This is a genomic window from Pseudophaeobacter flagellatus (genome assembly GCF_021228235.1).
GTDB lineage: Bacteria > Pseudomonadota > Alphaproteobacteria > Rhodobacterales > Rhodobacteraceae > Pseudophaeobacter > Pseudophaeobacter flagellatus.
This window is the reverse complement of the sequence record NZ_JAJQRG010000004.1, coordinates 295,023-319,072: the sequence shown is the minus strand read 5'-3', so window position 1 is coordinate 319,072 and position 24,050 is coordinate 295,023. Positions and strand designations below refer to the sequence as shown.

The window sequence follows — 24,050 nt, the reverse complement described above, 5'->3', positions numbered from 1 at the left end:
AACAATGACCATTCATATCGGCGCCCAAAAGGGTGATATCGCTGAAACGGTGCTTATGCCGGGCGATCCCTATCGCGCCAAATGGGCCGCTGAGAACTTTCTGCACGAGGCCAAGCTGGTAAATGAAACCCGCGGAATGCTGGGTTACACAGGCAGTTGGAATGGGCATCGCGTCACAATCCAAGGGAGTGGCATGGGAATGCCCTCCCTTTCCATTTACGCTAATGAATTGATCCGCGATTTTGGTGCCAGAACACTTATTCGTATTGGATCCTGTGGTGGCATGCAGCCACAGGTGAAACTGCGCGATGTCATTCTGGCAATGACCGCCACCACCGTCGGATCCCCCTCGCAGAGCATTTTCAAAGAATTGAATTTTGCGCCAGCGGCGGATTGGTCGCTTTTGCACGCAGCGGTACAGGCCGCGCAATCGCGCAGCATCGGCACCCACGTGGGCGGTATTTATTCTTCTGATACCTTTTATGATGAACGCGCCGATCTGAATGAACAAATGATCCGGCACGGCATCCTTGGCGTCGAGATGGAAGCGGCTGAGCTCTATACGTTGGCGGCACGATATAAATGCCGCGCCCTGGCGGTCCTAACGGTTTCAGACCACCTGGGCACCGGTGAAGCGCTGCCTGCCGATCAGCGCGAGCGCAGTTTTGGCGATATGGTCGAAATCGCGCTGGAAGCCGCCTTCGCCTAACCCACCATGACAGGGCTGCCACCCCGCACGGGCCAGTATTGGACAGGATAAAAGGCGGCCCGCTTCAGGGTCGCCTTTTGCATTGCGTGCCCAGCATTACCTTCCGTGGCTTTGATCGTAGCCATTGCGCTGCGGGCTATGCCAGCCATCCAACGCGCCATCCTGGGGCGCAAAGACCTCTACCAGCAGCGGGTGACAGGTGGCAGTGTCGCTGGAATGCTGCGCTGCGCAGTCACCGCCTGGGCAGGCGCTCAGCGCTCCCAGCAGGGGGATTTCGGCAAAGAACTCTAGGTGATCACCGGGGCGCACCGGGCTTTGCTTCATGAAGTACTGGCCAGTATCACGGGTAAATCCGGTGCACATGAAAACATTCAGCACGTCATGCACATAGGGTTCTGCCTCGGCCAGGCTCAGGCCTGTGTGATCGGCCAGGGCGCGGGTCAGGTTCGAATGGCAACAGTGATGATACTGGCTACCCGCCAATAGATTGCCAGTATAGGGATCGCAGCGGGTGCCAATGACATCATGCACCGAGCCGCCATAGGCATCGATGCCGTACCAGCCCAGCGTGTCCTCAACAATCGTGGCCATCGGGCGCAGATTGGGCAGGCTGGTCCACATCCGTTCACCGGTGGTGAGATGGGTGCCATGTAGCGCCCGCGTCTTGCCAGAATAAAACCGCTCTGTCAGGTCGGCACTGTTCCACAGGTTCAAATCGCCGACCTGCGCCCCCTCTACCGAAGAGATGCGAAAGAACTGGCCTGCCGGGACCTCAAAACACCCTGCATCACGTGGGGGAACCAACACCTCGGCAACCTTTGCCGCACCCGCCCGCGCCCGCCGATACAGCGCCAAATCCGGCTGCGGCAGGCTGTCATTTGGGTAGCAAATTACCGGTTTAACGGCGCGGCGCGCCGCAGCATCGGCGGGGCCCTGTCCCGGAGTATCAGCCATGGGGAAACCTCTTCTCTGTTTGCCCCAACTTGGCCCTGTTCCGGTGCGCTCTGCAAGCCGGATACGGCAGGTTCACCGCATTTTGGCGACACGATTGCGCCAGGCAAATGATCGCCGTTAGCGCCAGAGCCTATTCACCATGCGTGTTCCAGGGACGCAAAACCGGCGCCGCTTTTGCGCAACATGCCTTAATCGCGCGCCCGCCGACAGTGACGCGGGGCATCAAGACCGGGCTGAACCGCACCGCAATGACCACATACCCACTGCCCCTTGCTGCGCTGTTGCCGCCAACGGCAAGCCCGCGTGAGGCTAGTGGTCATGCGGCGATAGATGAAATAGCCAAACACGCCGGTTAGCAGAAGCAGGATCAAAATAGGCATAGCGCCCCATACCGCGCCCAGGCTGTTTGCTCAAACAAAAACCCCCGCACCGAGGGAGGACGCGAGGGTTTTGAAACAGCGTCTACCTGCAATCAGGCAGCGTCGTAATAGGGCACAAAACCATTGGCAGGCTGGTCAGTCTTTGCCTCAGGCAGCGGCTCTGGCGTATAATAGGCCCAAGCCTGATCCAAGGCGTCCAGCAGGGCGCGGGCTTTGGCGGTTTCGCGGATCTCTGGCAGGTAGTTTACGGTCTTCATCATCTCGGTCCTGAGTTGTTAAACCTCTCCCTGCGCTCACTATACGCCCAGACAGCAGGCGCTGCATCGGCCAATCTTGCAAACGCGCCATGCACTGTTTGCAGGGCCGATCTGGCCGCAATGAACAAAACCCCCGGACAGGCGCGCTGTCCGGGGGTGATTTCAAAACCTAAAAGGCTGATCCATGGCCTGGCACCGGATCAAACGGCGCGATCAACCATCATGTGTTTGATATGGGCAATTGCTGCGGCTGGATTCAGCCCCTTGGGGCAGGTCTTGGTGCAGTTCATGATGGTATGGCAGCGATACAGCTTGAAAGGGTCTTCCAACTGGTCAAGCCGCTCTGGCGTGGCCTCGTCGCGGCTGTCGATGATCCAGCGATAGGCATGCAGCAACGCAGCTGGCCCGAGGTATTTGTCGCCGTTCCACCAGTAGCTGGGACAGGAGGTCGAGCAGCTGGCGCACATCACGCATTCATAAAGGCCGTCCAGTTTCTTACGGTCCTCGATCGACTGGCGCCACTCTTTTGCCGGGGCATTGGTCTTGGTTTCCAGCCAGGGCATAATTGACGCATGCTGAGCATAAAAATGCGTCAGATCCGGGATCAGATCCTTCACCACCGGCATATGCGGCAGCGGGTAGATCTTGACGTCGCCCTTGACCTCATCCAATCCGTAGATACAGGCCAGGGTGTTGATACCATCGACGTTCATCGCGCAGGAGCCGCAGATGCCTTCGCGGCAGGACCGGCGGAAGGTCAGCGTCGGATCAATCTCGTTTTTGATCTTGATCAGCGCGTCCAGGATCATCGGACCACATTTGTCCATGTCGAGGAAATAGGTATCAACCTGGGGGGTCTTGCCGTCGTCCGGGTTCCAGCGATAGATCTTAAACTTGCGCACATTTTTCGCGCCGGTCGGCTTGGGCCACGTCTTCCCCGTGGTGATCTTGGAATTTTTCGGAAGTGCGAATTCGACCATAGATCGTTCTCCTTGCTTAGCTGCCTGCCACACAAGAGGCCAAGGCCCCCCGCTGACAGGAGATCGGGTGGAACGGCTGGGCGCTTAGGCCCCTCCGATACTCAATAAGTGCCGCAATGGCGGCATATGTCTGTGATGGCTGGGGGCTATGACAGATCATCTGGCCCCCGGCGCGGCATTGGCGCATCTTGCGCAACCGCTTTCAAATAGCTGGCATCTTTTGGAAACAGCGCCTCTAGCTGCGCCAGCAGCGCCGTGTCGCGGGCCGCCAGATGCAACAGCCCCTGATATTCGGCATCGTCGCGCATCTGCTGCCAGCGGTTCCCCACCTGCAAATCCGCGGCAGCGCTGGCCTGTTTTTGGAACGAAGAGCCTCCGCCATAGGATTGAACCGCGCCCAGACTGTTGTCCTGCGCCTCAAGCCCGAGACCCTGCAACAGACCAACACGATAGTCGGCCTCACCGACCCAGCGGTCATAGCAGATCGCCACCAGATCCAGATCTCGCGCCTGGCGCACCAGTGCCAACAGCCGGATATAATTGTCCATCGCCCGCAGAACGATCGCATTGCGCCGCACCAAGGTATAGCCAGCATTGGCCTGCATCTTTTTCAGCAAAGAGGCCGACCAATTCAGAAAGCTGCGATAGATCAGCAGATTATGGCTAAACAAGGCCTCATCAAAACGGCCAGATACCTGCCGGTTGATATCAAATTCAGCCGGGCTGGTGTCCTCATATGAGACCAGAAATAGCGCGCCATCGCCAGCATCCTGCGCGACCGAGGCCATGTTGCGATTGGCCTTGCGCTGCGACGCATGGACACCATTCACCGCTATCCCGCGCGCATTTTGCAACGGGTCACTGCCCGGCTTGCAGTTATTCAGAAACACGGAACGCCGATTTGGCGCATTGCGTTGCAGCCAGGACAGGATCGCGTGATTGCCCGACCGCCGCATACCAAAGACCCGCAGGCTCAGCCCCGGGGTGAACCCCAACGCCTGCCATTCTTGTGGCAAATCCTGTCCGTGAGAGGTGGCCATCAACAGCCCCCTTCCCGCCCAAAAGAGGCAACGCCCCCTGTGCTTTGCGTCACGCGGCCCAACTCAGTAATCCTCTACCAAAGAGGACCGGATGGTTGACCCATCCGAGAGATAGGCCAATGCACGCCGCTGTTCATCCTGAGAAAGGGTTTCCCACAGGGTCGCATCCCCAGGCATCAATGCGTAATCCGACGGAAGGGGCACCGGAGAGACCTCATACTCTGTACAGGCCGACAGCAGCAGAGCCGCAAGGCCCAGTGCCAGTAGCTTGATATCCCGGTGCCCTGCCATATCAGAAGGTCCGCGCTTTTGGTGCGATTTTGGCCAGGCTGATACCGCCTTCGTCTTCGGTGGTCAGACGGTCCAGGATGACCGGACGATAGGTCAGGTCCACCTTTTCACCCTCAACCCGGCTGACCGTATGCACGCGCCAGTTTTCATCATCGCGGGTGCTGTAGTCTTCATGGGCATGGGCACCGCGGCTTTCGCGGCGGGCTTCGGCACCGTGAATGGTGGCCAGGGCGTTGGGCATCAGGTTCGCCAGTTCCAGCGTTTCCATCAGATCCGAGTTCCACACCAGCGAACGATCGGTGACCTTGAGGTCACCCATCTTGCCCGCAATAGTGGTCATCTTCTCGACGCCCTCTTTTAGCGATTTATCGGTCCGGAACACCGCTGCATCCGACTGCATGGTGCGCTGCATTTCCAGACGCAGATCCGCCGTGGCGATGCCGCCATTGGCGTTGCGCAGCCCGTCAAAGCGATCGAAGGCCTTGTCGACCGAGGCCTGATTCAGCGTCGAATTAGGCGCTTCCGCGTCAACGGTTTTACCGGCCCGGATGGCAGCAGCCCGACCAAAGACCACAAGGTCGATCAGCGAGTTGGAGCCCAGACGGTTGGCCCCATGCACCGAGGCACAGCCCGCTTCGCCCACGGCCATCAGGCCAGGGACAACGGCGGTTGGGTTGTCAGTGGTCGGGTTCAGCACTTCGCCCCAATAGTTCGTCGGAATGCCGCCCATGTTGTAATGCACCGTTGGCAGAACCGGGATCGGTTCCTTGGTGACGTCAACACCGGCAAAGATCTTGGCGCTTTCCGAAATACCCGGCAGACGTTCTGCCAGGGCTTCGGGCGGTAGATGGCTGAGGTTCAGGTGAATGTGATCACCATGTTCGCCGACGCCGCGACCCTCGCGGATTTCCATGGTCATCGAACGTGACACGTAATCGCGTGGCGCCAGGTCTTTGTACTGGGGCGCGTAGCGCTCCATGAAGCGTTCGCCTTCGGAGTTGGTCAGATAGCCGCCTTCGCCGCGCGCGCCCTCGGTGATCAGACAGCCAGAGCCGTAGATGCCGGTGGGGTGGAACTGGACAAATTCCATATCCTGCAACGCCAGACCAGCCCGCGCCACCATGCCGCCACCGTCGCCAGTGCAGGTATGGGCCGAGGTGGCCGAGAAAAAGGCACGACCATAACCACCTGTAGCCAGCACAACCATCTTGGCGTTGAAGACATGCATGGTGCCGTCGTCCAGCTTCCAGCAGACAACACCCTGGCATTCGCCTTCGTCCGACATGATCAGGTCGATGGCAAAATATTCGATGTAGAATTCAGCGTTGTTCTTCAGCGACTGGCCATAAAGCGTGTGAAGAATGGCGTGACCGGTGCGGTCAGCTGCGGCACAGGTCCGCTGCACCGGGGGGCCTTCGCCAAATTCGGTGGTATGGCCACCAAAGGGGCGCTGGTAGATCTTGCCTTCTTCGGTGCGGCTGAAGGGCACGCCGTAGTGCTCCAGCTCATAGACCGCCTTGGGCGCTTCACGAGCGAGGTATTCCATCGCATCCGTGTCGCCCAGCCAGTCAGAGCCCTTGACGGTGTCATACATGTGCCACTGCCAGTTATCGGGGCCCATGTTCGACAGCGAGGCAGCAATGCCGCCCTGTGCCGCAACCGTATGGGACCGGGTGGGGAACACCTTGGTCACGCAGGCGGTACGCAGCCCCTGTTCCGCCATGCCAAGCGTCGCGCGCAGACCGGCACCGCCGGCACCCACGACCACGACGTCATAGTCATGCGTCTCGTATTCGTATGCAGCCATATTTATTGTCCCTTACAGCGCGATCTTGCCCAGGGCGAACAGCCCGGTGGCGATTGTGGCATAGCTCAGGCCGATCACAAACATGATCAGCGCCTTGCGCACTGAGCCGCGCGCATAGTCTTCGATCATAATCTGCGCGCCCTTATTAAAGTGCATCACACCTGCATAAAGCGTGAGCCCCGTCAGAATGGCTGGAAAGGGCCGCGAAAATGTCGCCAGCACCTCTTCCTGCGTGCCACCAATGGCAGAGCCAACGACATAGAGAAAAGTGGGGACCAAAAAGGCCAGCGCCACGGCGCTTACCTGCATGTACCAGTGATGCTGGGTTCCGGTGCCAGCGGCCCCTTTGCCCTCGGCGCGTTTACGAGCGGTCAAATAACGCATGTTTGCCTCCTTAAACCACAAGCACGGTAATAATGGTGAGGATGACGGAACCGATCATCATGCCCCAGCCCAGTTTTTCGGCTGTCTCGATGTCCAGCCCGTGACCGGCATCAAAATAGAGATGACGCAGACCGGCAAGAAAGTGATACCAGACGCCCAGTGTCGACAACACCAGAACGATATCGCCGAACCAAGAGGTCATCACCCCGTTGGCAGTGGCAAAGTAGGCAGGCGAGGTCGCCGCCGCGAGGAGCCACCAGACAATCAACAGCACCGAGACGATAAGCGCATTGCCCGTGATCCGTGTCAGGATCGAGGACATAGAGGTCATCTGCGGGCGATAGATCGACAAATGTGGCGAAAGCGGGCGATTGCCCCGATTTACATCGGCCATGTTGGCTCCTTTCCAGTTAGCTGAAGCCGTTTTAGCGGTTTTTTACGTCCTGTCACCCGAACAGCGGGTAAATTTCTGCGGTAATTTGACCAGATTTGCAAAAAAACGCATTTCGTGATCACAGGCTGCAGCCCAGTGATCACAAAAATGTCTTACTAAAAATCTTTTGCAGAATCAGCCCCCTTTGTGCGTTTTTTGCAAACCCACCTCAGTTGGCCAATTCTCACCCCCCTGCGCCGATCCCTGCGCGCCGCTTGGCGCGGGCCCCGACGCAGGCGGTATATCGGGGTGATGCCCGGCTGTTTTGCGCGCGACCTCGCGCACCAGCTTGCGGCGAATTTTGTCCGGATAGTCGGCAAATCCGCGGGCAGTTTCGACAAAGGCACCATCGCCCCGGATTACATGTTCGTAGAAATATGCGGTCAGATTCGGCGCGCTTTGCTCGATTGCGATAGCATTGACGGTGACCCCTGCCGCGCGCAGCATCGGTTTCAGGGTTGCCGGTTCCAAACCCTCGTTTGACGGTCCATCGCCAGACAGGTCTATCACCCGTCGGCTGCAATCCGGTGCCTGGGTAAACTGGTTCAGCCCCAGCAACAGAGCCTCGCCCAACGCGGTGGAAAAGTTGCGCCAGGGGCGCGGTGCTGCCTCGATCGCCTGGGCCAGGGCTTCGACATCGTCAAAACTGCCAATCGTGGTCCAGGGAATAGACACTTCCTGCCGCGCCCGCCCGGACCACTGGATCAGGCTCACCTGCGCCTTGGCGGTCACCAGCGCCTCGGACACCACACCATCGCGCAGCCCCGCCGCAAGACCATCCATCTGGATGCGGTATTCAGTGGCATCCACCGAGCCGGACACATCCACAGCCAGCACCAGCGCGAGATCGCAGGCCCGCGCCGGCAACGGCAGCAACGCCGCCACCGCCAGAAACAGGCGGGCTGCTGGCAACAGATGGGTGGTGATCCTCATGCCAGCAAGCCTAGGATGTCCTGCCCGCTGCGTCATCCCCGCGCCGGACAGGACACAGCGTTTTGAAGATGGCCGCTATTGCGGCATCAAGGCCCAGTAATCCAGATCCAGCAGCACCTCTGGCAGGTATTTACCATCCTCGCCCTTCAGCACAAAGGGATCACTGCCCGAGGTGGCGACCAGCCGCAGCCGAATGGCACCAACGCCGGGGGCATCGGTATCGGCCTTGTCCAGCACCTCGGACCAGGCCCGGATGGTGGTGCCGGACAGGCAGGGGTTGGCATGGGCGCCACCGTTGAGGCCCACGATCATCTGCGCATTGGCCAGACCATTGAACGACAGGGCCCGCGCCATCGAAATCACATGACCGCCATAGATTAGCCGGGTGCCATCGGGGCGGGCGGTGGTGTCAAAATGCACCTTGGCAGTGTTCTGCCACAGACGGGTGGCCAGCATATGCTCGGCCTCCTCAACGGTGACACCATCCACGTGGTTGATGGTCTCGCCAACCGCGTAGTCGCCCCAGCGATGGGCCTCACCAGCCAGATCAAAGTCATAGGTGCTGAAATCCAGCCCTGCAGGCACCACCAGTTGATCGGCGGGAATGACCTTTGCCAGATCCGGCAGCACGGTTTCGGGGGCTGGTGCCTCCAGGTTACCTTTGCGTACCATCACCCAGCGGACATATTCCATCACGGTCTCGTCGCGCTGGTTCAGGCCACGCGTGCGCACATAGACCACCCCGGATTTTCCGTTGGAGTTCTGTTTGACGCCAATCACTTCGCTGGTCGACCGCAGGGTGTCGCCCTCATAGACAGGCAACAACCAGCGCCCCTCGGCGTAGCCCAGATTGGCCACCGCGTTCAGCGAAATATCAGGTACCGTCTTGCCAAAGACGATGTGAAAGGCCGCCAGATCATCCAGCGGCGCCTGAGGCAGACCAGAGCAGCGGGCAAATTCATCCGAAGAATATAGCGCATGGCGCGCCGGATACAGCGCGTGATACAGCGCCCGCTCTCCGCCGGAAACGGTGCGCGGCACCGCATGGGCGATCACATCGCCCAGGGCATAGTCTTCAAAGAATCTGCCTGGATTTGTTTTTGCCGCTCTGGTCTTGGTCATCAGTGTTCTCCCAGTTTTGTCTTGGGGGTATAGGTGCCATCCACCTCTTTCACCACCGACTGACCGCAGCGCATGATGCCTTTGACAGGATCAAAGGTCTGGGTGGGGCTGCCATAGAGCGCCCAGCCCTTGTTCAGCGCATCGGTCACCTTGTGACAAAAGGCAGAGGTGTCGTCTTCACTCAAAAATCGGTAGAGTTTCATATCTCAGCCCCCCGGAAAGGGGGAGGGGCCGACCATCCCGTGCACATAGCCAATCACCACCAGTAGCACGACAGAGGCCACCAGGAACATCGCGTCCTTGGCAATGCTGCCTTTGGGGTTGGGGGTCCAGTTGGGCTCTGCCCGGTTGATCACAGCCATTTCGGCCAGCGCCCAGGCCAGCAGGCCACCAAACAGCACAAAGGACGCCGGATCCCAGTTGACCAGCAGGTGGGCAACCGCCCAGAGTGCAAAGCCGGTCAGCATCGGGTGGCGCATCTTGTAGAAGATCGCGCCCTTGCTGGGGCCGGGGCTGGTGAAATAAAGCGCAATCAGCATCAACAGATTGTTGATGTGCTGCAAGAACGGCGGGAACAGCGCCAGATCGTAACTCTCGGCGGAACGATAGCCCAGAACCATCAGCACGATGCTGGCTACCAGGGCAACGGCGACAAGACCCTTGCCCTTGTTGCCCATTGGTTCACGGATGCCGGGGGCCAGGCGCTTGAACAGATGCGCCACCCACCACAGCAGGATGCCTAGGACCAGAAGTGTCATGTCAGTCTCCAAATAGATGTTAATTAAGTTAACACCTAGGCGGAAAACGCAGCGATTGCATCCGCTTTTGCAAGAATTTCTCGTGCTGTCGCAACATGCAGATTTTCGACGATCTTGCCGTCAACCACCGCGACCCCCTGCCCCGAGGCTTCGACCGCGTCGAAGGCTTCGATCTGGCGGCGGGCCAGGTCAATTTCATCCGCACTGGGGGCAAAGGCATCATTGGCAACGTCAACCTGGGCCGGGTGGATCAGGGTTTTGCCATCAAAGCCCATATCGCGCCCCTGGGTACATTCGGCCAACAGGCCATCGTTGTCCTTAAAGGCATTATAGACGCCATCGACAATCACCAGCCCCTCAGCCTTGGCCGCCAGCAGGCACAGACCAAGCCCCGCCATCATCGGCAGGCGATCCGCCCGGAACCGGGTCTGCAACTCCTTGGCCAAATCATTGGTGCCCATGACCATGCCCTGCAATTTGGGGTGGGCGGCGATCGCGGCGGCGTTCAATATTCCGCGCGGTGTCTCCATCATGGCCCAGAGCGGTTTATCCCCGGTCAGCGCCGCCAGCGCATCCAGATCCGCCGGGCTCGAGACCTTGGGCAGCAGGACCGCATCGCAGTCCATCGCGGCAGCGGCGCGGGCGTCAGCCTCGCCCCAGGGCGTGTCAAACCCGTTGATCCGCACGATCTTCATCCGGGCGCCATAGCCGCCTTCCTGCAGTGCCGCGCTCAGCGTGTCGCGCGCATTGTCCTTTTCCTCAACCGAGACCGCGTCCTCAAGATCAAAGATCACAGCATCCACCGGCAGAGTTTTGGCCTTTTCCAGCGCACGCGGCTTGGAACCGGGAATGTAGAGTACCGAACGATAAGGGCGAATACGCGGGTCCATCAGAAAGTCTCCAGGTTATTTTGTTGCGCAAACGGCTATAGATTCGGATCATTACTTTCAAGTGCGATCACGCCGCATTGCAGAAAAATCGCAGGTGCCCCTGGGTAACACGCCTGCGCATAACAATAATATCCTACCCTTTATTCTTCGACAGGACTGGCACGGCAGATTAACCATTTCTCAAAGTGTCCTTGGCAAACTTTCCTTATCGCAACGACCTTCAGGTCGGGGATCTCATCCGGTTCAAAGCCTTATTTTCAAAGGCCACAGCCATTCCAAGATCATCCCCCGCGTGGGCAGAAGCCCGCTTTCGCAGAAACTGGGCCAAAGGCCCGCATAACGATTACGTCAATGGAAAACGGCCCCAGATCTGATGGGTACGCAGAGAGGTCAAGTGACCCCTCTCTCTCGGCTCGGGCATTCCGCATAGGGTAAAACCCAAGGAGAAGACGATGTTTAAAACTGTACTTGGCCTGTCTGTACTGGGCTTTACCTTCGGCCTGATGACCGCCGCCCCCGTTGCCGCCCAGACCCGCAACTGTGCCCCCCGCAAGGTTGTTATTGAACGCCTGGCAGAAAAATATGGCGAGAGCCGTCAGGCCATCGGTATTGGTCAGCAGGGCATGGTCATGGAAACCTTTGCCTCGGCCGAAAGCGGCAGCTGGACAATCACCGTCACCATGCCCACCGGCATGACCTGCCTGATGGCTTCGGGCCAGTCCTTTGAGGCCCTGGCAGAAGCTATCCCAACGGTTGATAACGACGCCTGACACTGTCCTTCGCCCGCCCCCCACAAGGCCCAAAGGCGTCGGTCTTTGGCCTGACATTCGCGCAGAAATGGCGCCTGCCTGTCACAAGGTGGGCGCTTTGCGTTGTTATGCTACGACAGCAGCTGCCTGCGCCATGTCAGCAGTCAAGCCCCGAAAACCTCCGCAAAAGCGACACTCTGGCAGTGAAATACGAAAAACATTCCTGCCCGATGCTGTAAACGCCAATCCGCAAAACCGCCTTATTTGCAAGCCTTTCAGCCCCCTTTCCACCCCGGCACCGCCCCGCCTACGCATCATGCCGCAGCGCAGAAGCCTTGCGCGAGCGCGCCTGAGGGCGTAGGCATCCCCCAAATTTCAACCGGACCGGAGAGAAATCCCCATGGCCAGACCCAAGATCGCGCTTATCGGCGCAGGCAACATCGGCGGCACGCTCGCCCATCTCGCAGCCATCAAAGAGCTTGGCGACGTCGTTCTTTTTGACATCGCTGACGGCCTTCCCCAAGGCAAAGCGCTCGACATCGCCCAATCCGGCCCTGTTGAGAAAATCGACGCAGCCATGTCTGGCTCCAGCGATTATTCCGCCATTGCCGGCGCCGATGTCTGCATCGTCACCGCTGGTGTCGCCCGCAAACCCGGCATGAGCCGGGATGACCTGCTGGGCATCAACCTGAAAGTGATGAAATCCGTTGGCGAAGGCATCGCGGCCCATGCGCCCAACGCCTTTGTCATCTGCATCACCAACCCGCTGGACGCGATGGTCTGGGCGCTGCAGAAATTCTCTGGCCTGCCCACCAACAAGGTCTGCGGCATGGCGGGCGTTCTGGATTCCGCACGCTTCCGCCACTTCCTGGCCGAAGAATTCAACGTTTCCATGCGCGACGTCACCGCCTTTGTACTGGGTGGCCACGGCGACACCATGGTACCTTCGGTGCGCTATTCCACCGTTGGCGGCATCCCCCTGCCCGATCTGATCGACATGGGCTGGACCACCCAGGAAAAACTGGATGCAATGGTTCAGCGCACCCGTGATGGCGGCGCCGAAATCGTTGGCCTGCTGAAAACCGGCTCTGCCTTCTATGCGCCTGCCGCCTCGGCGATCGAGATGGCCGAAGCCTATCTGAAAGACCAAAAGCGCGTTCTGCCCTGCGCCGCCTATTGTGACGGTGACCTTGGCGTCAAGGACATGTATGTCGGCGTACCCACCGTGATCGGCGCCGGCGGTATCGAACGCGTCGTCAACATCAAGCTCAACAAAAACGAGCAAGAGATGTTCGACACTTCGGTCAAAGCAGTTCAAGGCTTGGTTGACGCCTGCAAAGGCATCGACGGCTCGCTCGCCTAAGTCGAACAACAGGGCTGATCTGTTCTACCAAACAGGCCAGTGCAACAAGATCCCAATGCACGCTCCTACCTCGGAGCGTGCATTTTTTCCGGCCGCCTGGTTTGCCATCACCTGCGATCTGCTCCAAGCAAATCTGCGAATTTCAGTGCCCGTAGGCCCGCCAGCGGCCAGTGTCGCGCCGCATTTGCGGATAAGTCACTTTGTCGCCTTTTTCCGATCATCACGAATCAAACAAATTGAGCTACTGAATGTTTGTGATCACACGCTGGAAAGCTGTGATCACAAAACTCGAAAATCTTCATCATTTCCCCGTAAGCCTTCAAAAAAGCCTTTAAAGATTCGCCATATGACGGCGTTATGACAAAGATAATTGAAGCCAGACGGGACAGTTTCTCATGAACATCCACGAATATCAGGCCAAGGCCCTTCTTCGCAGCTACGGAGCGCCGGTTTCCGACGGGCGCATCGTCTTGAAGGCCGACGAAGCCAAATCCGCCGCAGGGGAGCTTGACGGCCCGCTGTGGGTGGTCAAGGCACAGATCCATGCCGGCGGTCGCGGCAAAGGCACCTTCAAAGAAGCCGGGGCCGGCGAAAAGGGCGGTGTCCGCCTGACCAAATCGGTTGAAGAGGCCGCCGAGGAAGCCAAGAAAATGCTGGGCCGCACCCTGGTCACGCATCAGACCGGCCCCGCGGGCAAGCAGGTCAACCGCATCTACATCGAAGCGGGCTCGGGCATTCAGACCGAATTGTACCTAGCGCTTCTGGTTGATCGCCAGACCTCGCGCATCTCGTTTGTCTGCTCCACCGAGGGTGGCATGGACATCGAAGAGGTTGCAGCGGCAACTCCTGAGAAAATCCTGTCTTTCAGCGTTGATCCGGCCACCGGCTATCAGGCGTTCCACGGCCGTCGCATCGCCTTCTCGCTGGGCCTTGAAGGCCAGCAGATCAAGCAGTGCGTCAAACTGATGGGGCAGCTGTATCAAGCCTTTGTCGACAAAGACATGGAGATGTTGGAAATCAACCCGCTGATCGTGTCCGACACCGGTGATCTGAAAGTGCTCGACGCCAAGGTCAGCTTTGATGGCAACGCCATGTACCGCCACGCCGATGTGGCCGAACTGCGCGACACCACCGAAGAGGACCCCAAAGAGCTGGAAGCATCCAAGTATGACCTGAACTACATCGCGCTCGACGGTGAGATCGGCTGCATGGTCAACGGTGCGGGTCTGGCGATGGCCACCATGGACATCATCAAGCTGTACGGCGCTGAGCCTGCAAACTTCCTCGACGTGGGTGGCGGTGCTACCAAAGAGAAAGTCACCGAGGCCTTTAAGATCATCACCTCGGACCCACAGGTCAAAGGCATCCTGGTCAACATCTTTGGCGGCATCATGCGCTGCGATGTGATCGCCGAGGGCGTTGTTGCTGCGGTGAAAGAAGTGGGCCTGAAGGTTCCGCTCGTTGTGCGCCTTGAGGGCACCAATGTGGAAGCCGGTAAAGAGATCATCAACACCTCCGGTCTTGACGTGATCGCAGCCGACAACCTGTCTGACGGCGCCGAAAAGATCGTAAAAGCGGTTAAGGGGTAACGTCGATGCGGTTCGGTCCTTTCTCCGCAATTTGCTGTTGTTTGGTGACGACGGCTTGCTCCTCTGACTACTCTGCTGGGAACACTCAGCAAGTAGTGGTTCCAACGCCTGTTGGCCAATCTGAGCAAGTCGCATACAATACCGGAACAGCTCAGGTTGCAGAAGGACAATACGATGCCGCAACTGACACCTTCATTGCCGCTCAAACTCACTCTTCTGTAGTGCCTGTTTCGGTTGCAGAGCCACGGCCAGCTGCAGCGCTGGCGCCTTCAACTCCGCAACCCGCTCCAGCTGCGACCGCCTCTTCTGCTCCTATGTATGGATCAGGAATTGTAAGTGATATGCACAATATCTCTGCATTCTGCCTGAACTATATAGAAACGGATCAGAAAGTCGGCTCGTTGCTGGGTGCGGGCTTTACTGCAAAAGGTAGTAAGTACAAGAAGTCCTACAACGCTTCGATCATCGGCGGCACCAAGCCCGTCATAACTGTCGAGCCACGCCAGACGCGTTCCGGGGCTTCGTGCTCCGCTCAATTCGGGATCATCGGTCGAAATGACGGATACTCCCTCATTGATGAAGCCAGACGCAACACTCTGGCACGCGGTTATAGTACCGTCGCGCTTCAAACCAGCAAAGGGACCGCAACCGCCTACCAGAGGGGCAATACAGTCCTTCGGATCGGCGGCAGAGTGTCCTCTGGTTACGGCTCTTATTCAACATTTGTGTACTTCGAGCGCCAAAACTGAGCGCTCAGGTGAAAAACCATCAATAGGAGACTCCTAAAATGGCAGTCCTCATCGACGAAAACACCAAAGTCATCTGTCAGGGCTTTACCGGCTCGCAGGGCACCTTCCACTCTGAACAGGCCATTGCCTATGGCACCAAAATGGTTGGCGGCGTCACCCCAGGCAAGGGTGGTCAGACCCACCTGAACCTGCCGGTCTTTAACTCCGTGCACGAAGCCAAGCACGTGACTGAAGCAAACGCCTCTGTCATCTACGTGCCGCCCCCCTTTGCTGCCGATTCGATCCTCGAGGCGATCGACGCCGAGATGGAACTGATCGTCTGCATCACCGAAGGCATCCCGGTGCTGGACATGATGCGGGTGCAGCGCGCGCTGGAAGGCTCTAAATCGCGCCTGATCGGCCCCAACTGCCCCGGCGTGATCACGCCTGACGCTTGCAAAATCGGCATCATGCCCGGCCATATCCACAAACGTGGCTCTGTGGGTGTTGTATCGCGTTCCGGCACCCTTACCTATGAGGCCGTGAAACAGACTTCTGACATTGGTTTGGGCCAGTCTTCGGCCGTGGGCATTGGTGGCGACCCCATCAAAGGCACCGAACATATCGACGTGCTGGACCTGTTCCTCGACGATGATGAAACACAGTCGATCATCATGATTGGTGAAATCGGTGGTTCCGCTGAAGAAGAAGCCGCTGAATTCCTCGCCGAGCAGAAGAAAAAAGGCCGCTGGAAGCCCGTAGCTGGCTTCATCGCTGGCCGTACGGCCCCTCCCGGTCGTCGCATGGGCCACGCGGGCGCGATTGTTGCCGGTGGCAAAGGTGGTGCCGAGGACAAGATCGAAGCCATGCGCTCTGCTGGTATCGTTGTTGCCGAAAGTCCCGCAGGCCTTGGCGAAGCCGTGCTGAAGGCGATCAAAGGCTAAAGATCCTTTGGGGCGGCCTTGGTCGCCCCGAACTCCCTACCCGGATATGGCAGGTCACATGACACAGAATTTCCGATACCCGAGCCAGGCCGCAACAGGCACCGCACGTGATTGCGTTGATTGCCTTTGCTCCGCCTTGCGCGCCGTAAGTATTGCGAAACACATCCGCAATATACCCGTCCGCGACCCCCTTTCGCACGACACCGCTTGTCCCTTTTGATTTTCAGTCTCTGATCCTCTGCAGTGAGCACATCCATGACAGATAATTCGCCCAACGACCTGTTCCACGCCTCCTCCTTCATGCAGGGGCACAATGCCGAGTATCTTGAGCAGCTCTATGCGCAATATGCCAAAGACCCCAATGCGGTGGATGCCGCCTGGGCAGAGTTCTTCCGCCAGATGGGCGATGCAGAACCAGATGTGACGGCAGAGGCGGCTGGCCCCTCTTGGGCGCGCCCCGACTGGCCGCCCGCCCCCACTGATGACCTTACGGCGGCGCTGACAGGTGAATGGCCTGCGCCCGTCGAAGCCAAGGCCGCTGGCAAAAAGATCGTGGAAAAGGCCGCCAAGGTTGGCGTTGAGGTTTCGGATGAGCAGGTGCAGCGCGCCGTGCTGGATTCGATCCGCGCCCTGATGCTGATCCGCGCCTACCGGATCCGTGGTCACCTGGCCGCTGACCTTGATCCTCTGGCCATGCGTTCCGATGCGCCGCATCCCGAACTGGACCCGCAAAGCTATGGCTTTATGGAAGCGGACATGGATCGCCCGATCTTTATCGACAATGTGCTGGGGCTCCAGGTCGCCAGCATGCGCCAGATCGTCGACATCGTCAAACGCACCTATTGCGGCACCTTTGCGCTGCAATACATGCATATTTCTGACCCGGCGCAATCCGCCTGGCTGAAAGAACGCATCGAGGGCTACGACAAGGAAATCACCTTCACCCGCGAAGGCCGTAAGGCGATCCTCAACAAAATGGTTGAAGCCGAGGGTTTTGAAAAATTCCTGCACGTCAAATACATGGGCACCAAACGCTTTGGTCTGGATGGTGGCGAGAGCCTGATCCCAGCGATGGAGCAGATCATCAAACGCGGTGGCAACCTTGGAGTCGAAGAAATCGTCATCGGCATGCCGCACCGGGGCCGTCTGTCGGTTCTGGCGAATGTGATGCAAAAACCCTATCGCGCTATCTTCAACGAATTTCAGGGCGGCAGCTTCAAACCCGAAGACGTCGATGGCTCGGGCGATGTGAAATATCACCTTGGGGCCTCTTCCGACCGTGAATTCGACGGCAACACTGTCCACCTCAGCCTGACCGCAAACCCTTCGCACCTGGAGGCGGTGAACCCGGTTGTCCTGGGCAAGGTCCGCGCCAAGCAGGATCAAAAAAACGACGATGCGCGCACCAAAGTGCTGCCGATCCTGCTGCACGGCGATGCGGCCTTTGCCGGCCAGGGTGTTGTGGCGGAATGTTTTGCGCTGTCTGGCCTCAAGGGTCACAAGACTGGCGGCACCATGCATATCGTGGTGAACAACCAGATCGGTTTCACCACCGCGCCGCATTTCTCGCGCTCCTCACCCTATCCCACCGACAACGCGCTGGTTGTTGAGGCCCCGATCTTCCACGTCAATGGCGACGATCCAGAGGCCGTAGTCCATGCCGCGAAGGTGGCCACCGAGTTCCGCCAGAAATTTGGCAAGGACGTGGTGCTGGATATCTTCTGCTACCGCCGCTTTGGTCACAACGAGGGCGACGAGCCCATGTTCACCAACCCGCTGATGTACAAGAAGATCAAGGGCCACAAGACCACGCTCAGCCTCTATACTGAACGTCTGGTCAAGGATGGGCTGATCCCCGAGGGCGAGATCGAGGACATGAAGGCCTCTTTCCAGGCGCATCTGAACGAAGAGTTCGAGATCGGCAAGGACTACAAACCCAACAAGGCCGACTGGCTGGATGGGCGCTGGTCGCATCTGGACAAAAAAGACGAGGACTATCAGCGCGGTCGCACCGCGATCCCACCGGAAACCATGGCCGAAATCGGCAAGAGCCTGGCCTCGGTCCCCGAAGGATTTCCGATGCATAAAACCGTCGGGCGCTTTCTTGCTGCCCGTGGCAAGATGTTTGAAACCGGGGCCGGCATTGACTGGGCCACCGGCGAAGCACTGGCCTTTGGCTCTTTGCTGACCGAAGGTTACCCGGTTCGCCTGTCCGGCCAGGATGCCACCCGCGGCACCTTCTCGCAGCGTCATTCAGGCATCATCAACCAAGACACCGAAGAGCGCTATTTCCCGCTCAACAATATCCGCGAAGGCCAGTCGCAATACGATGTGATCGACTCCGCCCTGTCGGAATATGCGGTTCTGGGCTTTGAATATGGCTACTCCCTCGCCGAACCCAACGCGCTGACCCTGTGGGAAGCCCAGTTTGGCGATTTTGCCAATGGCGCCCAGATCATGTTCGACCAGTTCATCTCCTCAGGCGAAAGCAAATGGCTGCGGATGTCCGGCCTGGTCTGCCTGATGCCCCACGGCTTTGAGGGCCAGGGGCCTGAGCACTCATCGGCCCGTCTGGAACGGTTTCTGCAGATGTGCGGTCAGGACAACTGGATTGTCGCCAACTGTACCACCCCGGCAAACTACTTCCATATTCTGCGCCGCCAGTTGCACCGCTCCTTCCGCAAGCCGCTGATGCTGATGACGCCAAAATCGCTACTGCGCCACAAGCTGGCCGTCAGCAAGGCCGAGGAATTCACCACTGGCTCCAGCTTCCACCGGGTTCTGTGGGATGATGCCCAGCACGGCAATTCCGAAACAACGCTGGTCAAGGATGACAAGATCAAGCGCGTGGTCATGTGCTCGGGCAAGGTCTACTATGACCTGCTGGAAGAACGCGATGCCCGTGGCATTGATGACGTCTACCTGATGCGCATCGAGCAGTTTTACCCCTTCCCGGCGATCTCGCTGGTCAAGGAACTGGAGCGCTTCAAAGGTGCCGAAATGGTCTGGTGCCAGGAAGAGCCCAAGAACCAGGGCGCCTGGACATTTATCGAGCCCAATATCGAATGGGTGCTCAGCCGGATCAAGGCCAAGCACACCCGGCCCGCTTACGTCGGCCGTGCCACCTCGGCGTCGCCTGCAACCGGCCTCGCCAGCCAACATAAAGCACAACAAGCTGCGCTCGTGAACGACGCGCTGAGCATCTGAGGAAGACAGACATGACAACCGAAGTTCGCGTGCCCACCCTGGGCGAATCCGTTACCGAAGCTACCGTGGCCACCTGGTTCAAGAAACCCGGCGATGCCGTGGCGCAGGACGAAATGCTCTGTGAGCTGGAAACCGACAAGGTCACCGTCGAAGTGCCCGCCCCGGCTGCCGGCGTATTGGCCGATATCGTCGCCAATGAAGGTGAGACCGTCGGCGTTGCCGCGCTGCTGGCCAATATCAGCGCCGCCGACGCTGCCTCCGCTCCCAAAGCCGCCGCCCCTGCCCCCGCAGCAGAGGCAGAAGCCGCCCCCGCCGCCACCGGCGGAGGCAGCACCGATGTCATGGTGCCAACCCTCGGCGAATCAGTGACCGAGGCAACTGTTTCTGTCTGGTTCAAAAAGGTCGGTGACACCGTGGCGCAGGACGAAATGCTCTGCGAGCTGGAAACCGACAAGGTCTCTGTCGAGGTGCCCGCCCCCGCCGCTGGGGTGCTGTCGGAAATCACCGCCGCAGAAGGTGCAACAGTTGAAGCCAATGCAAAACTCGGCGTGATCGCAGGGTCATCCGCAGCAGCGGCCCCAACCGCCGCCCCTGCGGCCCAGGCGGCCCCCGCCGCTGCCGGAAAAGACATCGCCAATGCGCCATCGGCGGAAAAAGCCATGGCCGAAGCCGGGCTCTCTGCCGCCAATGTTGCAGGTACCGGCCGCGATGGACGTATCATGAAGGACGATGTCGCCCGCGCCATGGCGGCCGCAGCAGCAGCCCCAGCGCCTGCGATCACCCCAGCACCAACCCCACGCGCACCTGTCGCTGCAGATGATGCCTCCCGCGAAGAACGGGTGAAGATGACCCGCCTGCGCCAGACCATCGCCAAGCGCCTGAAGGAAAGCCAGAACACCGCTGCCATGCTGACCACCTATAACGAGGTGGACATGACCGAGGTGATGGCCCTGCGCAGCCAGTACAAAGACCAGTTCGAGAAAAAGCACGGCGTGCGCCTGGGCTTCATGTCCTTCTTCACCAAGGCCTGCTGCCACGCGTTGAAAGAAGTGCCCGAAGTCAACGCCGAGATCGACGGCACCGATGTGGTCTACAAGAACTTCGTGCACATGGGCGTCGCCGCCGGCACCCCAACCGGCCTGGTGGTCCCCGTGATTCGCGATGCGGATGCAATGTCCTTTGCCGAAATCGAGAAAGCCATCTCGGCCAAAGGCAAGCTGGCCCGGGACGGCAAGCTCTCCATGGCTGACATGCAGGGCGGTACCTTCACCCTGTCCAACGGCGGCGTCTACGGCTCGCTGATGTCCTCACCGATCCTGAACCCACCACAGTCCGGTATTCTGGGCATGCACAAGATCCAGGACCGCCCGATGGCGATCAACGGTGAAGTGGTGATCCGCCCGATGATGTATCTGGCGCTGAGCTATGACCACCGCATCGTCGACGGCAAAGGCGCCGTGACCTTCCTGGTGCGGGTCAAAGAAGCCCTGGAAGATCCCCGCCGCCTGCTGATGGATCTGTAAAACGGCTTGGTCGAGCATATTTGCTCGACCAATATGACGGTCACCTTTGCTATCCTGGAGCAGAAATTGGTTGGAGAAAGCTCGGAAATTTCGCGCTTGGAGCAAGCGAATACGCTGGGCCTAGCCTACTTGCGTACAATGCTAACTCTCAACGGTGGGGCCATCTTGGCCCTACTAACATATTTTGGCAATGTGAAAGCTGAGACTGCTATTGTAGTGCCGCTTGACTCACTCCAATGGGCAATAAGCAGTTTCACATTCGCAATTTGTGTGATGTTACTTACCTTGGCAATTTCCTACTCTTTTACGGCAAGCGCCCCGGAAACACCCTACTCCCGCTTTTGGAACAACTGGATAGTGCTTCTGAATTCGATTGCTGCTTTGACGTCGCTGGCTGCATTCATTTCCGGTGTTCTGTTCGTTACTCTCGGAGCAACAGCACCTTGACCCCCGCACTCACCGCCCTCACCCTCGCCGCCCTCCTGCAAGTGATCCAAATCGCCCTAATGGCAGTACCGGCCAACCTGGAACTCGGCCAGGGCAAGACCCTGTCGCCGCGTGACCGCGACCGTCTTGGCGGTGAGTTGCAGGATCAGGTCTCCAAACGCACCGCGCGGCTCTATCGCGCGATGAACAACCATTTCGAGGGGCTGATCCTGTTCTCGATCGCCTGCGTGGTGGTCACTCTGGCCGAAGCCTCCTCTCCCTTCACCACCGGTTGCGCCTTTGCCTACCTCGGCGCGCGCGTCCTGTACATACCGGCCTATGCCTTTGGCTGGGTGCCCTGGCGCAGCCTGATCTGGGCGGTGGGGTATATCGCGACAGCGGCGATGCTTGTGGCAGCCCTGCTGTGAGACTTGCCCGGCATATCCTGCGCGCGACCGTGCTCGTTCTTGGGCTTGGCGTGGCCACCTTCGGCTATACCACGCTGATGGCGGGCGCAGGCTCGGGCACACCGCCGCCGATGGCTGCAGCCCACGAACAGGCGGATGAGATCCTCGTCATCAAATCCACCCGCGCTCTGCACTTGCGCCGTGAGGGCGAAACCATCCGCAGCTATGACATCTCGCTCGGCGCCGCGCCCGAAGGCCACAAACGGTTTGAGAGCGATGAACGCACGCCCGAAGGTCGCTATGAAATCGACTGGCGCAATCCAAACTCCGTCGCACATCTGAGCCTGCATATCTCCTACCCCAATGCTTCAGATAAAGCCGCAGCTGAGACCGCCGCGCGCGATCCCGGCGGCAATATCATGATCCACGGCCTGCCCAACGGCTGGGGCGCTCTGGGCGCGCTACACCTTATGCGGGACTGGACCGATGGCTGCATCGCAGTTACCAACACAGAGATGCGCGAAATCTGGTCCCTTGTTCCAAACGGAACCCCAATCACCATCGTGGAGACGCTCTGAATGCGCTCCCCTCTCATTCATCTTTCCACAAATACCTCGGGGGAGGCCCGCATGGGCCGGGGGCAGCGCCCTCTCCCCGTCCAACCACAAAGGACCCTAAAACATGGCAAGCTATGACGTCATTATCATCGGTGCAGGCCCCGGCGGCTATGTCAGCGCCATCCGCTGCGCCCAGCTGGGCCTGAAAACCGCGATCATTGAAGGCCGCGAAACCCTTGGTGGCACCTGCCTCAATGTTGGCTGTATCCCCTCCAAGGCACTGCTGCATGCAACGCATATGCTGCACGAAGCCGAACACAACTTTGCCGGCATGGGCCTCAAGGGGAAATCCCCCTCGGTCGACTGGAACCAGATGAAATCCTATAAGGAAGACGTCGTGGGCCAGAATACCGGCGGCATCGAGTTCCTGATGAAAAAGAACAAGATCGACTGGATCAAGGGCTGGGCCTCAATCCCCGCTGCTGGTCAGGTGAAGGTCGGCGATGACACCCATGAGGCCAAAAACATCGTGATCGCCTCTGGCTCGGTGCCCTCCTCCCTGCCCGGTGTCGAGATCGACGAGAAGATCGTCGTTACCTCTACCGGCGCGCTGGATCTGCCCAAGGTACCTAAAAAGATGGTCGTCATCGGCGCGGGCGTTATCGGGCTGGAACTTGGCTCGGTCTATGCCCGCCTCGGGTCCGAGGTCACCGTGGTTGAATATTTGGATGCAGTCTGCCCCGGAATGGACAAGGACGTGCAGCGCGGCTTCAAACGCATCCTGGAAAAGCAGGGCCTGAACTTCATCATGGGCGCCGCAGTGCAGGGCGTTGACGCCACCAAGACCAAGGCCAAGGTGAAATACGCCCTCAAGAAGACACCTGACACCGAGGAAGTCATCGACGCCGATGTGGTGCTGGTTGCCACCGGGCGCAAAGCCTATGCAGATGGGCTGGGTCTGGAGGCTTTAGGCGTCAAGCTGACCGAGCGCGGCCAGATCGCCACCGACTCCCAGTGGCGCACCAATGTCCCCGGCATCTATGCCATTGGCGATGTGATCGAAGGCCCGATGCTGGCCCATAAGGCCGAGGACGAAGGCATGGCCGTGGCGGATGTCATCGGCGGCAAACATGGCCATGTAAACTACGGCGTCATCCCCGGTGTGGTCTACACCACCCCAGAGGTTGCCACTGTTGGCGCCACCGAGGATGCGCTCAAGGCCGAGGGTCGCAAGATCAAGGTTGGCAAGTTCAACTTCATGGCCAATGCCCGCGCCAAGGCAGTGCATCAGGCCGAAGGTGGCTTTGTCAAGATCATCACCGACAAGGAAACCGACCGTGTACTGGGGGCTGCCATCATCGGCCCCGGTGCCGGCGATCTGATCCACGAGATCTGCGTAGCGATGGAATTTGGCGCCTCTGCCGAAGATATTGCTCTGACCTGCCATGCCCACCCGACCTATTCCGAAGCGGTACGCGAGGCCGCTCTGGCCTGCGGCGATGGCGCGATCCACAGCTGATCCAGCCCACCATCACCGCCAGACCCAAGGGGCAGCCATCCTGGCTGCCCTTTTCCTTTCCGCCTGATCGTGACTGCGTTTTTGATGGAATTTGGCCACC

Annotated in this window: 25 protein-coding genes; 12 read left to right on the top strand and 13 right to left on the bottom strand. The window is 59.1% G+C overall.

Annotated features, from left to right (window positions below):
* Window positions 1-4: 4 nt before the first annotated feature.
* Window positions 5-709, top strand: a complete 705-nt coding sequence (deoD, locus tag LRK71_RS10510; RefSeq protein WP_232403235.1) for a purine-nucleoside phosphorylase — start codon at window positions 5-7, stop codon at window positions 707-709.
* A gap of 96 nt (window positions 710-805) precedes the next feature.
* On the opposite strand, the gene LRK71_RS10505 is transcribed toward deoD, so the two are convergent.
* The 13 genes from LRK71_RS10505 to LRK71_RS10445 all read right to left on the bottom strand — a co-directional run bounded on the left by LRK71_RS10505 (window position 806) and on the right by LRK71_RS10445 (window position 10,938).
* Window positions 806-1,663, bottom strand: a complete 858-nt coding sequence (locus LRK71_RS10505; RefSeq protein WP_232403234.1) for an urea carboxylase-associated family protein — start codon at window positions 1,661-1,663, stop codon at window positions 806-808.
* A gap of 472 nt (window positions 1,664-2,135) precedes the next feature.
* Window positions 2,136-2,300, bottom strand: coding sequence for a hypothetical protein (locus LRK71_RS10500; protein ID WP_232403233.1), 165 nt, complete (start codon window positions 2,298-2,300; stop codon window positions 2,136-2,138).
* A gap of 200 nt (window positions 2,301-2,500) precedes the next feature.
* On the bottom strand, window positions 2,501-3,280 hold the full coding sequence (locus LRK71_RS10495; protein WP_232403231.1) for a succinate dehydrogenase iron-sulfur subunit: 780 nt from the start codon (window positions 3,278-3,280) through the stop codon (window positions 2,501-2,503).
* Between the two features lie 146 nt (window positions 3,281-3,426).
* Window positions 3,427-4,320, bottom strand: coding sequence for a hypothetical protein (locus tag LRK71_RS10490; RefSeq protein WP_232403223.1), 894 nt, complete (start codon window positions 4,318-4,320; stop codon window positions 3,427-3,429).
* A 63-nt stretch (window positions 4,321-4,383) separates the two neighbouring features.
* Window positions 4,384-4,611 (bottom strand): hypothetical protein, encoded by a 228-nt coding sequence (locus tag LRK71_RS10485; protein WP_232403221.1) that lies wholly within the window; start codon window positions 4,609-4,611, stop codon window positions 4,384-4,386.
* Window position 4,612: 1 nt separating this feature from the next.
* A complete protein-coding gene (sdhA, locus tag LRK71_RS10480) occupies window positions 4,613-6,418 on the bottom strand; it encodes a succinate dehydrogenase flavoprotein subunit (protein ID WP_232403220.1) in 1,806 nt (601 codons plus the stop codon).
* 12 nt (window positions 6,419-6,430) lie between these two features.
* Window positions 6,431-6,802: a succinate dehydrogenase, hydrophobic membrane anchor protein gene (gene sdhD / locus LRK71_RS10475; protein ID WP_232403219.1), complete on the bottom strand. Its 372-nt coding sequence runs from the start codon at window positions 6,800-6,802 to the stop codon at window positions 6,431-6,433.
* A gap of 10 nt (window positions 6,803-6,812) precedes the next feature.
* Window positions 6,813-7,196: a succinate dehydrogenase, cytochrome b556 subunit gene (sdhC, locus tag LRK71_RS10470; protein ID WP_232403218.1), complete on the bottom strand. Its 384-nt coding sequence runs from the start codon at window positions 7,194-7,196 to the stop codon at window positions 6,813-6,815.
* A 174-nt stretch (window positions 7,197-7,370) separates the two neighbouring features.
* Window positions 7,371-8,168: a DUF1194 domain-containing protein gene (locus tag LRK71_RS10465; RefSeq protein WP_232403217.1), complete on the bottom strand. Its 798-nt coding sequence runs from the start codon at window positions 8,166-8,168 to the stop codon at window positions 7,371-7,373.
* A gap of 75 nt (window positions 8,169-8,243) precedes the next feature.
* On the bottom strand, window positions 8,244-9,290 hold the full coding sequence (locus tag LRK71_RS10460; RefSeq protein ID WP_232403216.1) for a MaoC family dehydratase: 1,047 nt from the start codon (window positions 9,288-9,290) through the stop codon (window positions 8,244-8,246).
* Window positions 9,290-9,493, bottom strand: a complete 204-nt coding sequence (locus tag LRK71_RS10455) for a DUF1737 domain-containing protein (RefSeq protein WP_232403215.1) — start codon at window positions 9,491-9,493, stop codon at window positions 9,290-9,292. The genes LRK71_RS10460 and LRK71_RS10455 overlap by 1 nt, the downstream gene beginning before the upstream one ends.
* A 3-nt stretch (window positions 9,494-9,496) precedes the next feature.
* On the bottom strand, window positions 9,497-10,048 hold the full coding sequence (locus LRK71_RS10450; protein ID WP_232403214.1) for an NnrU family protein: 552 nt from the start codon (window positions 10,046-10,048) through the stop codon (window positions 9,497-9,499).
* A gap of 35 nt (window positions 10,049-10,083) precedes the next feature.
* Window positions 10,084-10,938 (bottom strand): HpcH/HpaI aldolase/citrate lyase family protein, encoded by an 855-nt coding sequence (locus tag LRK71_RS10445; protein WP_232403212.1) that lies wholly within the window; start codon window positions 10,936-10,938, stop codon window positions 10,084-10,086.
* A gap of 452 nt (window positions 10,939-11,390) precedes the next feature.
* Between LRK71_RS10445 and LRK71_RS10440 the strand changes: the two genes are divergently transcribed.
* From LRK71_RS10440 to lpdA, 11 genes are all read left to right on the top strand, one after another.
* Window positions 11,391-11,708 carry a hypothetical protein gene (locus tag LRK71_RS10440; protein WP_232403210.1) on the top strand — a complete coding sequence of 106 codons (318 nt, stop codon included), beginning with the start codon at window positions 11,391-11,393 and terminating at the stop codon, window positions 11,706-11,708.
* A 379-nt stretch (window positions 11,709-12,087) separates the two neighbouring features.
* Window positions 12,088-13,050, top strand: coding sequence for a malate dehydrogenase (mdh, locus tag LRK71_RS10435; protein WP_232403209.1), 963 nt, complete (start codon window positions 12,088-12,090; stop codon window positions 13,048-13,050).
* A gap of 395 nt (window positions 13,051-13,445) precedes the next feature.
* A complete protein-coding gene (gene sucC, locus LRK71_RS10430; protein WP_232403208.1) occupies window positions 13,446-14,639 on the top strand; it encodes an ADP-forming succinate--CoA ligase subunit beta in 1,194 nt (397 codons plus the stop codon).
* Between the two features lie 341 nt (window positions 14,640-14,980).
* Window positions 14,981-15,388 (top strand): hypothetical protein, encoded by a 408-nt coding sequence (locus LRK71_RS10425; RefSeq protein ID WP_232403207.1) that lies wholly within the window; start codon window positions 14,981-14,983, stop codon window positions 15,386-15,388.
* Window positions 15,389-15,426: 38 nt separating this feature from the next.
* On the top strand, window positions 15,427-16,311 hold the full coding sequence (gene sucD / locus LRK71_RS10420) for a succinate--CoA ligase subunit alpha (protein WP_232403206.1): 885 nt from the start codon (window positions 15,427-15,429) through the stop codon (window positions 16,309-16,311).
* 255 nt (window positions 16,312-16,566) lie between these two features.
* Entirely contained in the window at window positions 16,567-19,518 is a 2,952-nt protein-coding gene (locus LRK71_RS10415) for a 2-oxoglutarate dehydrogenase E1 component (protein WP_232403205.1), read from the top strand.
* An 11-nt stretch (window positions 19,519-19,529) separates the two neighbouring features.
* Window positions 19,530-21,041 (top strand): 2-oxoglutarate dehydrogenase complex dihydrolipoyllysine-residue succinyltransferase, encoded by a 1,512-nt coding sequence (odhB, locus tag LRK71_RS10410; protein WP_232403204.1) that lies wholly within the window; start codon window positions 19,530-19,532, stop codon window positions 21,039-21,041.
* Between the two features lie 6 nt (window positions 21,042-21,047).
* A complete protein-coding gene (locus tag LRK71_RS10405) occupies window positions 21,048-21,488 on the top strand; it encodes a hypothetical protein (protein WP_232403202.1) in 441 nt (146 codons plus the stop codon).
* A complete protein-coding gene (locus LRK71_RS10400; protein WP_232403200.1) occupies window positions 21,485-21,895 on the top strand; it encodes an MAPEG family protein in 411 nt (136 codons plus the stop codon). Before LRK71_RS10405 ends, LRK71_RS10400 begins: the two co-directional genes overlap by 4 nt.
* Window positions 21,892-22,452, top strand: a complete 561-nt coding sequence (locus LRK71_RS10395; protein ID WP_232403198.1) for a L,D-transpeptidase family protein — start codon at window positions 21,892-21,894, stop codon at window positions 22,450-22,452. Before LRK71_RS10400 ends, LRK71_RS10395 begins: the two co-directional genes overlap by 4 nt.
* A 103-nt stretch (window positions 22,453-22,555) precedes the next feature.
* Entirely contained in the window at window positions 22,556-23,950 is a 1,395-nt protein-coding gene (gene lpdA, locus LRK71_RS10390; RefSeq protein ID WP_232403197.1) for a dihydrolipoyl dehydrogenase, read from the top strand.
* Window positions 23,951-24,050: the final 100 nt, after the last annotated feature.

Excerpts from the sequence above, each read along its gene's own strand:
- deoD (WP_232403235.1), top strand. The coding sequence starts at position 5 with ATGACCATTCATATCGGCGCCCAAAAGGGTGATATCGCTGAAACGGTG.
- LRK71_RS10505 (WP_232403234.1), bottom strand. The coding sequence starts at position 1,663 with ATGGCTGATACTCCGGGACAGGGCCCCGCCGATGCTGCGGCGCGCCGC.
- LRK71_RS10500 (WP_232403233.1), bottom strand. The coding sequence starts at position 2,300 with ATGAAGACCGTAAACTACCTGCCAGAGATCCGCGAAACCGCCAAAGCC.
- LRK71_RS10495 (WP_232403231.1), bottom strand. The coding sequence starts at position 3,280 with ATGGTCGAATTCGCACTTCCGAAAAATTCCAAGATCACCACGGGGAAG.
- LRK71_RS10490 (WP_232403223.1), bottom strand. The coding sequence starts at position 4,320 with ATGGCCACCTCTCACGGACAGGATTTGCCACAAGAATGGCAGGCGTTG.
- LRK71_RS10485 (WP_232403221.1), bottom strand. The coding sequence starts at position 4,611 with ATGGCAGGGCACCGGGATATCAAGCTACTGGCACTGGGCCTTGCGGCT.
- sdhA (WP_232403220.1), bottom strand. The coding sequence starts at position 6,418 with ATGGCTGCATACGAATACGAGACGCATGACTATGACGTCGTGGTCGTG.
- sdhD (WP_232403219.1), bottom strand. The coding sequence starts at position 6,802 with ATGCGTTATTTGACCGCTCGTAAACGCGCCGAGGGCAAAGGGGCCGCT.
- sdhC (WP_232403218.1), bottom strand. The coding sequence starts at position 7,196 with ATGGCCGATGTAAATCGGGGCAATCGCCCGCTTTCGCCACATTTGTCG.
- LRK71_RS10465 (WP_232403217.1), bottom strand. The coding sequence starts at position 8,168 with ATGAGGATCACCACCCATCTGTTGCCAGCAGCCCGCCTGTTTCTGGCG.
- LRK71_RS10460 (WP_232403216.1), bottom strand. The coding sequence starts at position 9,290 with ATGACCAAGACCAGAGCGGCAAAAACAAATCCAGGCAGATTCTTTGAA.
- LRK71_RS10455 (WP_232403215.1), bottom strand. The coding sequence starts at position 9,493 with ATGAAACTCTACCGATTTTTGAGTGAAGACGACACCTCTGCCTTTTGT.
- LRK71_RS10450 (WP_232403214.1), bottom strand. The coding sequence starts at position 10,048 with ATGACACTTCTGGTCCTAGGCATCCTGCTGTGGTGGGTGGCGCATCTG.
- LRK71_RS10445 (WP_232403212.1), bottom strand. The coding sequence starts at position 10,938 with ATGGACCCGCGTATTCGCCCTTATCGTTCGGTACTCTACATTCCCGGT.
- LRK71_RS10440 (WP_232403210.1), top strand. The coding sequence starts at position 11,391 with ATGTTTAAAACTGTACTTGGCCTGTCTGTACTGGGCTTTACCTTCGGC.
- mdh (WP_232403209.1), top strand. The coding sequence starts at position 12,088 with ATGGCCAGACCCAAGATCGCGCTTATCGGCGCAGGCAACATCGGCGGC.
- sucC (WP_232403208.1), top strand. The coding sequence starts at position 13,446 with ATGAACATCCACGAATATCAGGCCAAGGCCCTTCTTCGCAGCTACGGA.
- LRK71_RS10425 (WP_232403207.1), top strand. The coding sequence starts at position 14,981 with ATGCACAATATCTCTGCATTCTGCCTGAACTATATAGAAACGGATCAG.
- sucD (WP_232403206.1), top strand. The coding sequence starts at position 15,427 with ATGGCAGTCCTCATCGACGAAAACACCAAAGTCATCTGTCAGGGCTTT.
- LRK71_RS10415 (WP_232403205.1), top strand. The coding sequence starts at position 16,567 with ATGACAGATAATTCGCCCAACGACCTGTTCCACGCCTCCTCCTTCATG.
- odhB (WP_232403204.1), top strand. The coding sequence starts at position 19,530 with ATGACAACCGAAGTTCGCGTGCCCACCCTGGGCGAATCCGTTACCGAA.
- lpdA (WP_232403197.1), top strand. The coding sequence starts at position 22,556 with ATGGCAAGCTATGACGTCATTATCATCGGTGCAGGCCCCGGCGGCTAT.